This is a genomic window from Xanthomonas sp. SS, from assembly GCF_014236835.1.
In the GTDB taxonomy this organism is placed as follows: domain Bacteria; phylum Pseudomonadota; class Gammaproteobacteria; order Xanthomonadales; family Xanthomonadaceae; genus Xanthomonas_A.
Map to the genome: position 1 here is coordinate 2,735,782 of NZ_CP051190.1, position 14,835 is coordinate 2,750,616.

10 protein-coding genes are annotated in these 14,835 nt (G+C 68.8%); 1 reads left to right on the forward strand and 9 read right to left on the reverse strand.

The window, feature by feature from the left end; translation table 11 throughout:
• Window positions 1-95: 95 nt before the first annotated feature.
• Window positions 96-971: a crotonase/enoyl-CoA hydratase family protein gene (locus tag HEP74_RS11285; protein WP_185812965.1), complete on the forward strand. Its 876-nt coding sequence runs from the start codon at window positions 96-98 to the stop codon at window positions 969-971.
• A gap of 51 nt (window positions 972-1,022) precedes the next feature.
• On the opposite strand, the gene HEP74_RS11290 is transcribed toward HEP74_RS11285, so the two are convergent.
• The 9 genes from HEP74_RS11290 to greA form a co-directional block, all read right to left on the reverse strand.
• Window positions 1,023-3,182 (reverse strand): ATP-binding protein, encoded by a 2,160-nt coding sequence (locus tag HEP74_RS11290; RefSeq protein ID WP_185812966.1) that lies wholly within the window; start codon window positions 3,180-3,182, stop codon window positions 1,023-1,025.
• Window positions 3,179-4,321 carry a cyclic di-GMP phosphodiesterase response regulator RpfG gene (rpfG, locus tag HEP74_RS11295; protein WP_185812967.1) on the reverse strand — a complete coding sequence of 381 codons (1,143 nt, stop codon included), beginning with the start codon at window positions 4,319-4,321 and terminating at the stop codon, window positions 3,179-3,181. Before rpfG ends, HEP74_RS11290 begins: the two co-directional genes overlap by 4 nt.
• A 169-nt stretch (window positions 4,322-4,490) precedes the next feature.
• Complete coding sequence (gene lysS / locus HEP74_RS11300) at window positions 4,491-6,008, reverse strand: lysine--tRNA ligase (RefSeq protein WP_185812968.1); 1,518 nt, start codon at window positions 6,006-6,008, stop codon at window positions 4,491-4,493.
• A 97-nt stretch (window positions 6,009-6,105) separates the two neighbouring features.
• Window positions 6,106-7,231, reverse strand: a protein-coding gene (gene prfB / locus HEP74_RS11305) for a peptide chain release factor 2 (RefSeq protein WP_185812969.1) whose coding sequence is annotated in 2 segments (ribosomal slippage) — window positions 6,106-7,155 and window positions 7,157-7,231 — 1,125 coding nt in all. Because the reading frame shifts where the segments join, the coding sequence is not laid out codon by codon here.
• Window positions 7,232-7,333: 102 nt separating this feature from the next.
• Window positions 7,334-8,230: a LytTR family DNA-binding domain-containing protein gene (locus tag HEP74_RS11310; protein WP_185812970.1), complete on the reverse strand. Its 897-nt coding sequence runs from the start codon at window positions 8,228-8,230 to the stop codon at window positions 7,334-7,336.
• Window positions 8,231-8,280: 50 nt separating this feature from the next.
• Window positions 8,281-11,217, reverse strand: coding sequence for a DUF2135 domain-containing protein (locus HEP74_RS11315; protein WP_185812971.1), 2,937 nt, complete (start codon window positions 11,215-11,217; stop codon window positions 8,281-8,283).
• A gap of 500 nt (window positions 11,218-11,717) precedes the next feature.
• Window positions 11,718-13,448, reverse strand: coding sequence for a single-stranded-DNA-specific exonuclease RecJ (gene recJ / locus HEP74_RS11320; protein WP_185812972.1), 1,731 nt, complete (start codon window positions 13,446-13,448; stop codon window positions 11,718-11,720).
• A complete protein-coding gene (locus HEP74_RS11325; protein WP_185812973.1) occupies window positions 13,445-14,365 on the reverse strand; it encodes a phosphoglycerate mutase in 921 nt (306 codons plus the stop codon). The genes recJ and HEP74_RS11325 overlap by 4 nt, the downstream gene beginning before the upstream one ends.
• 4 nt (window positions 14,366-14,369) lie before the next feature.
• Window positions 14,370-14,834, reverse strand: a complete 465-nt coding sequence (greA, locus tag HEP74_RS11330) for a transcription elongation factor GreA (RefSeq protein WP_170867603.1) — start codon at window positions 14,832-14,834, stop codon at window positions 14,370-14,372.
• Between the last annotated feature and the right edge of the window lies 1 nt (window position 14,835).

The window sequence follows — 14,835 nt, forward strand, 5'->3', positions numbered from 1 at the left end:
CCCTCTGTTTCCGTAGGTGTAGCATCGGCTCGCGCGCCGTCCCCCCGGCGCCGCGCACGCCGTTCCGCTGCCAACCAAAACACCGAGGAAATCCCATGAACGTTGACAAACGCTTCTTCAACCCGAGCTTCCCCACCATCCGCGTCGAGTCGAGCGCGGATGGCAACGCGCATTGGATGTTCATGCACAACGATGCGGCCGTCGGTGCCCGCCCGTGCTTCAGGGACGATCTGCTCGACGACATGTGGAGCTTTACCGATGCGATCACCCTGAGCGGCGGCAATGCGCTGCAGCGCGGGCAACTGCGGCACTTCGTATTGGCCTCGGATGCGAACGTGTTCAACCTCGGCGGAGACCTGGAACTGTTTACCCAGCTCATTCGCTTGCGCGACAGGGACAGCTTGCTCGCCTACGCCAAGCGTTGCGTGGAAGGCGTGCATACCCTGCATACCGGCCTCGGCGGCGACGTGCGGACCATCGCGTTGCTGCAGGGCGACGCCCTGGGCGGCGGCCTCGAGATGGCGCTGGCATGCCACACCATCGTGGCGGAGGAAGGCGTCGGCATGGGCTTGCCGGAGGTGATGTTCGGCCTGTTTCCGGGCATGGGTGCCTACTCCTTCCTGTGCCAGCGCGTATCGCCGCAGCTGGCCGAGAAGATCATTCTGGAAGGAACGGTCTACAGCAGCGAGCAGATGCATGCACTCGGCGTGGTCGACATCCTGGTACCCAGGGGCGAGGGAAAGGCGGCGGTCGAGGAACTGATCCGCATCCAGCAGCGCAGCAAGCTGTCCTATCTCGCGATGAACGCGGCGCGCCGCATTTCGCAACACGTGTCATTGCGGGAACTGATGGCCATCACCGAAGTCTGGGTAGACGCGGCGCTTGCGCTAGACGACAAGTCGCTACGCATGATGGACCGATTGGTGCGGGCCCAGACGCGGCGCGCGCACAACGTCGCCGCGCTCGCCTAGAAGACTCAGACCGGAAGGGGGCCCGGGCCCGGCCGAATGCCGGGCTTTCCCTCAGCGCAGTTCGTTGCCGTCCTGCTGGCTGCTTCGCAGCGCCCGCAGGTCCAGCACCTCCCTACCCTCGGTCAGGCTGGCATTGAGCGTCGCCAGGCATTGCCGCCACTCGCTGCGCATCTGCCAATCCGCCATACGCATCAGTTCGCCGCCAAGGTTGGCCATCTTCACCAGCCCCAGGTTGCTCGCCACGCCCTTTACCGCGTGCGCATGTTCGCGCAACCTCTCCCAATTCTCGGACTCGCCCGCCATCTGCATTCCGCCCAGGCAGCCATCGGCATCGTTGAGGCATTGGGAAATGAATTCCCGCTCGAATCCGTCACCCATGCCCAGGCCGGCCAGCTCGTCGAGTACGGACGAATCCAACACCCCCTCCTTGGCAAGCCGCGATTGCGGTTCGGCCGGGCGCAACCTGCCGTCCGTGGCGATATCCGTCAGCGTGTCCAGCAGCCGCGAGGCGACCACCGGCTTGGCCAGGAACGTATGTGCGCCGGCCTGTTCGCAGCGGTGAATCGACTCAGGCGTGACGTCCGCGCTGAGCACCACGACCGGTGTGCGCGAACGGCCGGCCTGCATGATCCGCAAGTGCTTGAGCATGTCCAGGCCACTCATCCCCGGCATGTGCAGATCGACGATGACGGCATCGAAATCGGTCTCGGCAAGCGCATCGAGCACCGCTTCCGCACCATCGAGACAGATCGCGCGATGGCCGGCCTTCTGCAGCAGGCGCTGCAGCACCATGCGGTTGGCCGCATGATCGTCGGCAACCAGGATGCGCATGCTACGCACCCGCGCGCGATGGCGCAGGAACGGATCCGTGAACGCGATGATGTTGCCGCTCGGCGACGGTTCTTCTTCGCTTGCGCCATCCCGAGCGTTGCTGGTCAGCGGCGCGGCGGCTGCGGCCTCGAACGGCAGCTCGAACCAGAAGCGGCTACCGCGCGGAGGACTCTCCTGGTAACCGATGCTGCCGCCCATCGCTTCGACCAGTCCCTTGGCGATCGTGGTTCCCAGGCCGGTGCCTTCGTAACGCCGGGACAGGCCCACGTCCGCCTGTTCGAACGCCTCGAACAGGCGCGGGCGCATCGCGGGCGGCACGCCGATCCCCGTGTCGACGATGTCGAAACTCAACCGGAACGGCTCGCCGGCGTCGTTGCGCTGTATCCGGACACGGATATCCACCCGCCCCATGTTGGTGAACTTGATCGCGTTGCCGGCCAGGTTCAACAGGATCTGCCGCAGGTGCCCCGCGTCGCCACGCACATGGTCGGGCACATCGGCCGCGACCTCCAGGTGGTAGCCGAGCGCCTTGGCGCGCGCCTGCGGCTGCAGGATCAAGCCGATCTGCGCCAGAGTCTCGCGCAGCGAAAAATCATGCTTCTCGGTGCGGATCTTGCCCGCCTCGATGGCGGAAATATCCAACACCTCTTCCACCAGGGACAGCAGACTTCGCGCGGACGCCTGGATGGTGCCCACGCACTCGCGCTGTTCCGCGTCCAGCTTGGTGGTGGCCAGGACTTCGGTCATGCCGGACAAGCCGTTCAACGGGGTCCGGAACTCATGGCTCATGTTGGCAAGGAATCGGCTCTTGGCTTCGCTGGCGCGCCGCGCCTCCGCGGTCGCCTGGGTCAACTGCCGCAGCAGCCCCGACAGATACATGGGAATCGCAATCAGACCGGCCCACAGCCCGGCGCTCAGCGTGACGTTCTCGCGCCAGTAGCCATTGAGCAGGACCACGCAACCGAAACTGATGCAGGCGGATACCACCGCGCCGATCAGATAACGGTTTCCGTAGCGAAGGCCATTGCCGACCGTGACCCACATGATGATGACGTAAAGCCAGGCCAGCGGTTCTCCCTGCAGGATCATCGCCACCGTCATCAGGCCATAGTCGGTCACCATGCCGATGACGCGCCGCACGTTCGACTTGCCTGGCCGCGCCAGAATCGCGGCGAACAGCGCCAGGCCGACAAGAACGCCCACGCCGCTCATCAGCACCGACGTCAGGTACACATCGGGCGCGAGCTGACCCAGCCTTTCGGCGATCGTCATGCAGACGATGACGCACAGGAAGATGCCGACCCGGATCAGCGTCTGCCCGTGTTCGGTATCCGTGCGCTGTCGCAAGCGGGCCCGGATCCATTCCAGCCGCGGTTTCACAGCGCGACCCCCGGCCGGACCGACGCGCTCGAAAACTTCTCGCAGATCAGATGCAGCTGCTCGCGCCCGCGGAACAGCGCGTCCACGCAGCGCGGGTCGAACAGGCGGCCGCGTTGCGCGTAGAGATAGGCGAGGGTCGCATCCATGGTCCAGGCTTCCTTGTAGGGACGCGGCGAGATCAGCGCGTCGAAGACGTCGGCGACCGCCACGATCCGCGCCTCCAGCGGGATCGCTTCGCCGACCAGTCCGTCGGGGTATCCGCTGCCATCGTAACGCTCATGGTGGCGCAGCGCGATCAGCGCGCCGACCTGGATGAAGCGGTTCTGGCTGCCGCTGAGCAGTTCATAGCCGATGCGCGGGTGCATGCGCATCACCGCCATCTCTTCCTCGCTGAGCTTGCCGGGCTTGAGCAGCACCGCATCGGGAATGGCGATCTTGCCCATGTCGTGCAGGCTCGCGGCCATCTCGATGACCCGCACCTCGTCCTCGGACAGACCCAGCTGCTCGGCGATCAGGCCGGCCACGTGCGCCATCCGTTCCAGGTAGGCGCTGGTGCCGGCGTCGCGGTACTCGATCGCCCGCGCCAGCCGCGACAGGGTCTCGCGCTCGCGTTCCTCGACCTCGCGCATGCTCGCCAGCAGGCGCTGCTCCAGCGACATCGCGCGCTGCTTGATGTTCTCGCTCTGCAGCCGCAGCTGCAGCAGGTTGTGGCAGCGTGCGCGCAGTTCGCGCGGGCGGATCGGCTTGACCAGGAAGTCGATGACCCCGGCTTCCAGAGCGGCCTGGCGGATCGGCTCGTCGCCGACCACGGTGATCAGGATGATCGGAATGTCGCGGTGCTTGGGCAGGCGTCGCAGCCGCCGCGCGAATTCCAGCCCGTCCATGCCGGGCATGCGGTAGTCGAGCAGCAACAGGTCGACCTTGCCGGCCTCGCACCAGGCCAGCGCGGCCTGCGAGTCGCCGAAGTCGCGCACGGTCAGTTCCGGGGCGATGTCCTCGATCACGTGGCGCAGCATGGTCCGCGCAGACGTCTGATCGTCGACGATGACGATGTTCAAGCGATTGTCCGCCCCCTCCGCCCAGTCCGGGCGGTCGCTGCTGGAGGATACTCCGGACAGGCTCATGCTGGCATCTTGCATCTGCGATCCTCTCGCCCACGGGCTTCGGGCTGCTGAGACAATAACGGGAAACGCTCCGGCGCCGGCTATGCCGACCCAACCGCCTCACTTCCGCTCGCTTGCCAACCGCTTGCTTGCCGACGCCCGATACGAGAACCCCACGCCAAGGCCACCGCCGCCTTCGGCTAGATTAAGCCTCCGGGCGCATGTACGGGAACAGCAGCACGTCACGGATCGAATTGCTGCCGGTAAGCAACATTACCAGCCGATCGATGCCCATGCCCATGCCGCCGGTGGGCGGCAGGCCGACCTCCAGCGCGCGGATGTAGTCGGCGTCGAAGTGCATGGCCTCGTCGTCGCCGCCCTCCTTCGCCGCCACCTGGGCCTGGAACCGGGCCGCCTGGTCTTCCGGATCGTTGAGCTCGGAGAAGCCGTTGGCGATCTCCTTGCCGTTGATGAACAGCTCGAAGCGGTCGGTATAGCCGGGTTCGGTGTCGCTGGAACGGGCCAGCGGCGACACCTCGACCGGGTGGTCGGTGATGAAGGTCGGCTGGATCAGGGTGTGCTCGACGGTGGCCTCGAAGATCTCCAGCAGCAGCTTGCCCCAGCCGTAGGACGGCTTGGTGCGGATCTTCAGCCGCTCGCAGTGGCGCAGCAGCGCGGCGCGGTCGGTGCAATCGGCGGCGCTGATCTCGGGGTTGTGGTGGCGCACCGCTTCGTCCATGCGCCAGCGGCGGAACGCCGGGGCCAAGTCGATGTCGGCGCCGTCCCAGTGCACCTGGGTGGTGCCGAGCACCTCCTGGGCCACGTCGCGGATCACGCTCTCGGTCAGGTCCATCACCTCGTGGTATGTGGCGTAGGCCTCGTACAGCTCCATCATGGTGAATTCGGGATTGTGCCGGGTGCTGACGCCTTCGTTGCGGAAATTGCGGTTGATTTCGTAGACCCGTTCCAGGCCGCCGACCACCAGTCGCTTCAGGTACAGCTCCGGCGCCACGCGCAGGTACAGATCCAGGTCCAGCGCGTTGTGGTGGGTGGTGAACGGCTTGGCGGTGGCGCCGCCGGGGATGTAATGCATCATCGGCGTCTCCACTTCCAGGAAACGGCGCGCGTCCAGCCAGGCGCGCATCGCGCGGATGATCTTGGAGCGCTTGACGAACACCTCGCGCGCCTCCGGCGACACGATCAGGTCCACGTAACGCTGGCGGTAGCGCTGCTCCACGTCGGACAGGCCGTGCCACTTGTCCGGCAACGGGCGCAGCGCCTTGGTCAGCAGCCGCAGCGCCGTCGCCCGCACCGACAGTTCGCCGGTCTTGGTGCGGGTCAACCCGCCTTCCACGCCGATGATGTCGCCGATGTCCCAGCCCTTGAACGCATCGTAGGCCGGGCCCAGCGCGTTGGCCTGCAGGAACAGCTGGATGCGCCCGGACTCGTCCTGCAGCTGCACGAAGCTGGCCTTGCCCATCACCCGCTTGGCCAGCAGGCGCCCGGCCAGGCTTAGGTTGCGGCCCTCGGCCTCCAGCGCCTCGGCGCTCCAGCGCTCGGCCTCGGCGAACTCGGCCTGCAGGTCGCCGGCGTAATCGTGGCGGCGGAAATCGTTCGGATAGGCCACGCCCTGCGCGCGCAGCGCTCCCAGCTTGGCGCGGCGTTCGGCGATGAGGCCGTTCTCGTCGACGGGAAGGGACGGCGCGGGGGTCTGCTCGGTCATGGGAATGGGTACGCGGAGAAGAAGGGAGAGGATGCAGCAGATACGCGGGCTGCGCCGCGTGGCCGGCCTCCGCCACCGTGGGCGGGAGGCCGGCGGTTCAGGCGTCGCTGCGTTTGGCGCCGACTTCCAGGCCGGACTTGAGGCTGGCCTCGACGAATTCGTCCAGGTCGCCGTCGAGCACCTTCTGCGTGTCGGTACGTTCGATGCCGGTGCGCAGGTCCTTGATCCGGCTCTGGTCGAGCACGTAGTTGCGGATCTGGCTGCCCCAGCCGATGTCCGACTTGGTCGCCTCGACCGCGTCGCGCTCGGCGTTGCGCTTCTGGATCTCCAGCTCGTACAGCTTGGCGGCGAGCATCTTCATCGCGTTGTCGCGGTTCTGGTGCTGACTGCGCCCGGTCTGGCAGGCCACGACGATGTTGGTCGGGATGTGGGTGATGCGCACCGCCGACTCGGTTTTGTTGACGTGCTGGCCGCCGGCACCGGAGGAACGGTAGACGTCGGTGCGCAGGTCGGCCGGATTGATCTCGATGTCGATGTTGTCGTCCACTTCCGGCGACACGAACACCGAGGTGAAGCTGGTGTGGCGTCGGTTGTCCGAATCGAACGGCGACTTGCGCACCAACCGGTGCACGCCGGTCTCGGTCTTCAGCCAGCCATAGGCGAAATCGCCTTCCACGCGCACCGTGGCCGACTTGATCCCGGCGACTTCGCCGCCGGAGACTTCCATCAGTTCGGTCTTCCAGCCGCGCGACTCGCACCAGCGCAGGTACATGCGCAGCAGGATTTCGGCCCAGTCCTGGGCCTCGGTGCCACCGGCGCCGGCCTGGATGTCGACGAAGGCGTTGCTGGCGTCCATCTGCCCGGAGAACATGCGCTGGAATTCCAGCTTCTCCACGTGCGCCTGGAAGCGGTCGACATCGGCGACCACCGCCAGCGCGGTGTCCTCGTCGTCCTCGCTCTCGGCCAGCTCCAGGAACTCAAGCGCCTCGTTCAGCCCGTCGAGCACGCTGGCGATGCCGCCGACGGTCTTCTCCAGGTTGGAGCGCTCGCGGCCCAGGCCCTGGGCGCGCTCGGGGTCGTTCCACACATCGGGATTTTCCAGCTCCCGGGTGACTTCCTCTAAGCGTTCTTTCTTGACGTCGTAGTCAAAGAAACCCCCGGAGCGACAGCACCCGATCGGATAGATCGGCGATGCGGTGGCGGATGGGATTGAGTTCGATCATGGCGGCATTCCGGCAAACGGCAAACAAGAGCGCGATTCTAGCAATTCCGGCCGCCGCGCCACAGCGCGTGCGCTGCCGCGCCCGGGCCGGGCCGCGCCACGATCACTCGGCGATCGCCGCCTCGCCCTCGCCGGCCGCCGTGCGCAGGGCCGCGCGGTAGCGGCGGCTGCACGGCACATGGCTGCCGTCGCGCAGGTGCACGCGCGCCTCGCCGGCCTCCAGCGGCTCGATCGAGACCACGCAGCCCAGGTTGACCATGTAACTGCGGTGGATGCGCACGAACACGGCCGGGTCGAGCCTGGCCTCGATCGCGGCCATGGTGCTGCGCAGCGGGTAGTCGTGGCCGCGCACGCGCAGGTTGACGTAGTTGCCCGAGGCCTGCAGCCATTCGATATCGGCGGCGGCGACCAGGAAATCGCGGCCGAGCTTGCGCACCAGGAAGCGCTCCGGGCGCTCCAGCGACTCCACCGGCGGGCCTTCGTCGGGCGCACCGAGCAGTGCCGCCTCGCCCTGCCAGCGGCGCAGCAGGAAACGGTACATCTCCACGCACAGCAGCATCGAGGCCAGGCTGCGCACGTCCTTCAGGTATTCGTAGGCCAGCCCCTGCGGCCACGGGCCGAAGTCGTAGTGCTTGCCCTGCAGCCGGTACACCACGCTGCGGACCGCGACCATGCCCAGCACGTGCAGCACCGACAGCGCGACGCTGCCCAGCAGATAGGCCAGCAACCGGCGCCGCCAGTTGTCCCAGTGCAGCGGATAGCGCCGGCTCAACAGCACCACGATCGGCACGATCAGCAGGAACACCAGGCCGCTGGACCACTCCCACAACGCCGGCTCCCACGCGGCGAAGTGCAGGCCGGTGCGGCGGATGTCGATCAGCACGGTGATGCTGTTGGCGATGCCGTTGACCAGGGTCAGCGCGACCCAGAAGCCGATCTCGAAACTGCGGCGCCACGGCAGGAAACGGGAATAGACGCTGGTGGCTGGCGATTCGGACATGGCGCATTTTAGCGCGCCGGCCATTCGGCAATGGCCGGCGCGCGGACGCCTCAGCGCACCTCGAACTCGCCGACCAGGATCGTCTCCTTCTGGTCCTTCAGCCGCAGCGTCACCTGCTGGTCGCGCTGCGTGGCGCTGCCCCAGCCGGTACTCAGCTGCAGGTGCAAGGTCGTCGCGCCGGTGACCAGCGGCTGGCGGTCGCCGAAGAAGTTCGCTTCCACCTTGTACTTGCCCGGCTTGGCCCGGCGCAGCGAGAACTCTTCCGGCCCGTAGCCGCCGGTGAAGTCCTGCGACAGCTGCCCGCCCTGGTAGGTCGAGCGGTGCGCGTAATAGCAGCGCTCGCCGTTGGGGTCGGTCACCCACAGGTCCATGTCGCTGTTGTCGCTGTCCCAGTTCAGCACCACGCGCAGGTCCAGCGGCAGGTTGCGCCGCAGGCGCGGGTCGATGAAGCCGGTCTGCAATGGCTGCTGCGAGCGCGCCACGATCGCATTCAATTCGTTCAGGGCGATCAGCGCCACGCCGTCGAAGCGGCTGTCCCAGTCGCGCGCGACCACTTGGTACAGCTGTTCGATCGCGGCCTGCGCGTCGCCGCGTGCGGCGTAGGCCAGGCCCAGGTCGCGGAAGCTCTGCGGCTCTTCCTCGCCCAGCCGCAGCACCTGCTCGAACACCGGCACCGCCAGATCCGCCCTGCCCGCTTGCAGCAAGCGGTAGCCGAGCACGCGCAGCACATGGCGATTCTCCAGTTGCAGTTCGGCCAGGTTCGACAGCACGCGCAGCGCCAGTTCGTGCTGGCCGCGTTCGAACAGCACGTCGGCCACGTCCAGGTAGAACGCAACGCTGTCGGCATGCGCGGCGCGCTCGCTCAGGTACAGCGGATAGACCGCTTCCGGCGCGGCTGCACGCAGGCGCCGGGCGTAGGGCGAATCCGGTTGCCACGGCTGCAATGCCAGGGAAATCGTGGTGGACGCGGGCGCGCCGGCACGCGCATCGGCGTTCGCCTCGGCGTCCGCCGGTGCCGCAACCGCGGCGCTGACGGCCATTGCCTCCAGCTCAGCGGGCTCCGCTGCCGGCATCGGCGCGGCGGGTGCCGGCGGTGGCGCCATGGCCATCACCGGTGCGGGCCGCGAAACCTCGTCCCGCCGTTCCCGACGGGCGCCACCCTCCCCGCCTTCCGGCTTGGGCTGCGGCGGCGCGTTCTTCGGGAACGTGCGCTGCCACCAGGCGACGCGCTGGGCGAAATCCTCGGCGACGCGATCGATGCGCTGCTTGCGCTGCTCGCCCTGCTCCTGCTGACGCTGCGCCTGCGCGCGTGCCACCGCCTCGCGCAGCGCCGCTGGCGGCGCGATGTCATAGCGTACGTAGTCGTCCACGTTCTCCAGCACCAGCAGCGAGGTGTCGGCGCTGACCAGGCCGAAGCGGCTGGCCAGTTGCTGGCGGCGCGCGGCGTCGCCGAGCGGATCGGCGGCCAGGCGGCGCAGCATGGCCCGCGCCCAGGCGCCGGGCACCAGCTCGCCCGGCACCTCGCTGGCGTCGCGCAACGGAAGACTCAGGCGGCGCGTACTGGCGGCAGTGGCGATCTCCAGGTGCAGCGTCGCATCGGCCGCGAGCAGGCGCCCGGCGATGCGCAGATATCCGTCGTCGGCGTAGCGCGACTCGGCGACCAGATCGGCGACGCCCTCGCCCTGCAGCGCCACCAGTTCGCCACCGCGCTGCAGCAGCCGTTCGCTGGCCTGCTGCACACCCTGCACGCCCTGCAACTCGATCAAGCGACCGCCGCGCGCTTCCGCCGACGCCGCCAGGCGTGCGGCATCGGCATGGGCGCCGGCCGAATCGATCGCATACAGGCGCTGGCCCGGCGCCAACACCGGCAAGGCCTGCGCGCCGTAGTTGCCCAGGCCATCGCTGAACAACAGATACTCCTGCACATCCGCCGCCGGCCGCCAATCGCCCAGCGCGCTGGCGCCGTCCGGCTGCAGGCCCTGCAGCGTCGCTTTCAACGCGCTCCAATCGCCAGCGCGCACCTGGAACCGGCGCGGCGCCTCGGCGTGGTCGCGCAGCACGATCAGATCGACCTGCGCGTTGCCCAGCGCGGCGAAATAGCGCTGCAGCAAGGCCAGTTCCGCAGGAATATCGCGCTGCCGCGCCGAACCCGATGCATCCCACAGCAGGCCGATGCGCTGCGGCAACGGGCGTGCGCTGTGCAGATCGGCGATCGGCAGCAGCGCCTGGAAGTAGCGCTGGCCGTCGTGACTGCCGAACGCGACGCGTGGATCGCTGGTTGCGCGCAGCGACAGCGTCAGTTCCCTGGGCAGTTGCGCTGGCGTGCCCGACCACGCCGCCGCGTAGCCGCCGGGCGCTGGCGACAGGCGCAGGCCCGCAGGCAACGCCGCGGTGTCCACCGGCGCCGCCTGCGTGCTCAACTCCAGGCGCAGCGCCTGGGCGCTGGCCGCATACCCCAGCGGCAGCCGCCACTGCCAACCGGCGGCGGTGCGCGGCAGCGACTCGCGATAGACCAGGCGCACGCGGCGGCTGCCGTGTGCGGGAATCGGATAGAGCCGCAGTTGGAACTGGTTGCCGGCGGTCTGCTCGACCAGGCCCGGGTCCACGCCGCGCCGCTCGATCGCCTCGAACACCTGCCGCCCACGCGCCTTCGGCACCGGCACCGCGTCGCGCATCTGTCCGTCGATGTCCAAGGCGAAGCCGCTGATCTGCTGGCCGTCGCGCAACGGGAACGCCAGTTGCCCTTCCAGCACGCGCGCATTGGGGTTGAAGAACAGCAGGTCCACGGTGGTTTCGGCCAGGCCGGCCGCGGCATGCGCGCTCACTGTCGCCGAGCGCAGCTCGACCGGGCGTTCGCTGCGATCGGTCTTCAGCAGCGGGGCCAGGAGTTGTCGCTGCGGCGCGGTCTGGGCCAAGGCCGGCATGGCGGCGGCCGACAACAGCGAGAACAACAGCAGGCACAGGCCTTTGCGCGCGACGTACGGCATGGATCACTCCTTGATGGGACGGTACAGCTTGAACGTCCGGTGCGGCGCTGTGGGGTTAGCCAGAATCTTCGTGCGGTGTGCTTGGGCCGCCGAGTCTTGCATCGATGCGGCTGATCCTATCTTTACCCAGCCGTCTTTGAGGGGAGAGCGGCTAGCGGCCGTTCCCTTCTCCCATCGGGACCATGGCCCCCTTTTCGGGGGAAGGTGCCCCGAAGGGGCGGATGAGGGTACGGGCGCAGCCTCGTGCACCCAAACACAGCGAGTCGCTTTCGCGCCGGACCCTCACCCCAACCCCTCTCCCGAGGGGAGAGGGGCTAATCGGCTGTTCCCTTCTCCCGTCGGGAGAAGGTGCCCCGCAGGGGCGGATGAGGGTACGGGCGCAGCCTCGTGCACCCACACTCCGCGAGTCGCTTTCGCGCCGTACCCTCACCCCAACCCATCTCCCGAGGGGAGAGGGGCTATGCGCGACCAGGCAACGCGCGCGCGGCAAGGACGCTGGATCAGCCCGTAACGCTCCGGCAGTGCTCCACCACCAGTTGCACCGCTTCGCCGCCGCGATAGTCGTCGGCGACCAAACGGTAGGCGATGTGCACGCGGCGGCCGGGTTCGTCGCCGCGCCAACCGTTGAAATGGATCGCGTTCAACGGCTCGTCACGGCCGGCGCAGCGCAGGCTCAGCTTGAGGTGGCGCTCCTTCAGCAGGCGCCACTGCAGCACCTCGAACTCGCCGTCGAACAGCGGCTCGGGGAAGCCCTGCCCCCATGGCCCGGCCAGGCGCAGCGCCTCGGCATGGCGATGGTCCAGCTCATGCGGATCCAGCGCGCCGTCGCTGAGCAGTTCGGCTTGCAGCAGCGCCGCGTCCAGGCTGGCCAGCGCATGCTCGCGGAACAGCTGTTCGAACTCGGCCAACGCGGCGCGCGGCAGACTCAGGCCCGCGGCCATCGCATGGCCGCCGAACTTGTCCATCAATCCGGGTCGGCGCGCCTCCACCGCGGCCATCGCGTCGCGGATGTGGAAGCCGGGAATCGAGCGCGCCGAGCCGCGCAACTGGTCGCTGCCCGGCTCGGCCGGGGCGAAGGCGATCACCGGGCGGTGCAGGCGGTCCTTCATCTTCGAGGCGACCAAGCCGATCACGCCCGGATGCCAGTCGGCATCGAACAGGCACACCGCCACCGGCGGCGCGTCCGGCGCGGCCAGCAGCGCCTGCGCCACGGTGGCCTCGGCTTCGTCGGTCATCTGCTGCTGCACCGCGCGGCGCTCGCCGTTGATCTGTTCCAGCGTGACGGCGATCTCGCGCGCCTGCTGCGGGTCCTCGCACAGCAGCAGCTCGATGCCCAACGCCATGTCCTCGAGCCGGCCGGCGGCATTGAGCCGCGGCGCCAGCGCGAAACCGATGTCGCTGGCACTGAGCCGCGCCGGATCGCGGCCACTGGCTTCGATCAAGGCGCGCAAGCCGATGCAGCCGTCGCCGCGCTGCAGGCGGCGCAGTCCGGCCGAGACCAGCGCGCGGTTGTTGGTGTCCAACGGCACCAGGTCGGCGACGGTGCCGACCGCGACCAGGTCCAGCAGCACCGTCAGATCCGGCGCCTGCGTGGCGAACGCGCCGCGCTCGCGCAGGTGCCGGCGCAAGGCCAGCAGCACGTAGAAGATCACCCCGACGCCGGCCAGCATCTTGCTCGGGAACGCGTCGCCGGCCAGGTTCGGATCGACGATCGCGTCGGCCGGCGGCAACACGCTGCCCGGCAGATGGTGGTCGGTGACCAGCACCTGCCAGCCCAGCGCCTTGGCCGCGGCGACGCCGGCATGGCAGGCGATGCCGTGGTCGACGGTGACCAGCAGGTCCGGCTGCAGCGGCGCCAGTTCGGCGACCAGCGCCGGCGACAGGCCGTAGCCGTGGACCATGCGGTTCGGTACCGCATGCAGCACCTGCGCGGCGCCGAGCAGGCGCAGCCCGCGCACCGCGACCGCACAGGCGGTGGCGCCGTCGCAGTCGAAATCGCCGACCACCAGAATCCGTTTGCCGGCGGCGATCGCGTCGGCCAGCAACGCGACCGCGGCGCCGATGCCGCTAAGCGCATCCGGCGGTAGCAGCTGCGCCAGCTTCGGCTGCGCCAGGCTGGCGTCGTGCGCGCCGCGTGCGGTGTAGATACGGCGCAGCAGCGGCAGCACGCTCTCCGTCCACGGCCCGCCCTCGGCGGCCGGCCGCCGGGTGATGCGCAGCGGCGGGCTCATGCGTCCAGGCGCGCCAGCGGCCGCCGCCAGAAGCGCCAACGCTGCTCGCGCTCGATCCGGAAACGCGTGCCGTCCTCGAAATCCAGCAGCAGTTGCTGCAATTCGCCCAGGCGCAGCGCTTCGAGCAGCGGCTGCATCACCTCGCCGACGAACTGCTCGGGCGCGCGCAGCTGGCGCAGATCGACCAGCGCGTCGACGCGCGGCGTCTGCTCGGCGTCGATGCCGGCGGCCTGGGTCAGCGCGCGCAGCAGCGGCTCGCGGCTGCGCACCTGCGCATGCGCGCTGCTCACCGTGGCCGGCAACGCGCCGCCGCCCCAGAACCACAGCGAATTGATCGCCGGCTGTCCGCGCGCACTGCGTTCGCGGTTCCACGGATGCTGGTGCAGCAGCACCTGCGCCTCGGTCAGCAGCGCCCGCCAGCGTCGCCCGCCCTCGCCCTGCGGCAGATGGTCGAACAGATCGGCGCCAAGCACCTGCGCCGGTGCGGCGAACGCGGGCAGCACGCTGTCCGACGCCAGGCGCAGATACCAGCGGGTCGGTTCCGGCGCGTCCAGCACCAGGCCGGACTCGGCGAACAGGTCCTGCAGCGACGGCAGCAGCGCGGCCAGATCGATGGCGTCGATCGCGAGCATGTCGCCATGCGCCATCAGCCGCGCGCCCTGCATGTCCGGCACCACGTAGGCCGGATCGGCACGCAGCCACACCGCGTCGCCGGCGTCGCCGGCGTCCAGTTGCCGGGTCAACGCCGCCACCGGCCAGTGCCCGGGCGGCAGCGCGAAATGGCGGCGCAACTGCGCTTCGGAGCCGGGCTCCAGGCGCTCGCGCTCGGCGCGGCCGAACGCCCGCGCCACCTCGCCGGTCAGCGCCGCGGCGGCCAGGCGCGCGCGCTCCGGCAACAACAAGGTGGCGACAGCCACGGCGTCAGCCGACGTATTCGACGCTGACGATCTCGTACTCGCGACGGCCGGCCGGGGCGTCGATGCTGACGCTGTCGCCTTCCAGCTTGCCGATCAGCGCACGCGCCAGCGGCGAGGAGATCGCGATCAGCCCCAGCTTGATGTCCGCTTCCAGATCGCCGACCAGCTGGTAGCGCTTCTCTTCGTCGTTTTCCACGTCGGCCAGGGTCACGGTCGCGCCGAACACCACCTTGCTGCCGACCGCCAGCTTGCTGACGTCGATGATCTCGGCATGCGACAGCTCGCTCTCCAGCTGCTTGATGCGGCCTTCGATGAAGCTCTGCTGCTCGCGCGCGGCGTGGTATTCGGCGTTTTCCTTCAGGTCGCCGTGCGCGCGCGCCTCGGCGATCGCGGCGATGACCTGCGGCCGCTTGACCGACTTCAACTGGTCCAGTTCCTCGCGCAAACGCAGCGCGCCTTGCATGGTGATC

Bases quoted from the DNA above. Each gene is read 5' to 3' on its own strand.
- HEP74_RS11285 (WP_185812965.1), top strand. From the start codon at position 96: ATGAACGTTGACAAACGCTTCTTCAACCCGAGCTTCCCCACCATCCGC.
- rpfG (WP_185812967.1), bottom strand. From the start codon at position 4,321: ATGCAAGATGCCAGCATGAGCCTGTCCGGAGTATCCTCCAGCAGCGAC.
- lysS (WP_185812968.1), bottom strand. From the start codon at position 6,008: ATGACCGAGCAGACCCCCGCGCCGTCCCTTCCCGTCGACGAGAACGGC.
- HEP74_RS11310 (WP_185812970.1), bottom strand. From the start codon at position 8,230: ATGTCCGAATCGCCAGCCACCAGCGTCTATTCCCGTTTCCTGCCGTGG.
- HEP74_RS11315 (WP_185812971.1), bottom strand. From the start codon at position 11,217: ATGCCGTACGTCGCGCGCAAAGGCCTGTGCCTGCTGTTGTTCTCGCTG.
- recJ (WP_185812972.1), bottom strand. From the start codon at position 13,448: ATGAGCCCGCCGCTGCGCATCACCCGGCGGCCGGCCGCCGAGGGCGGG.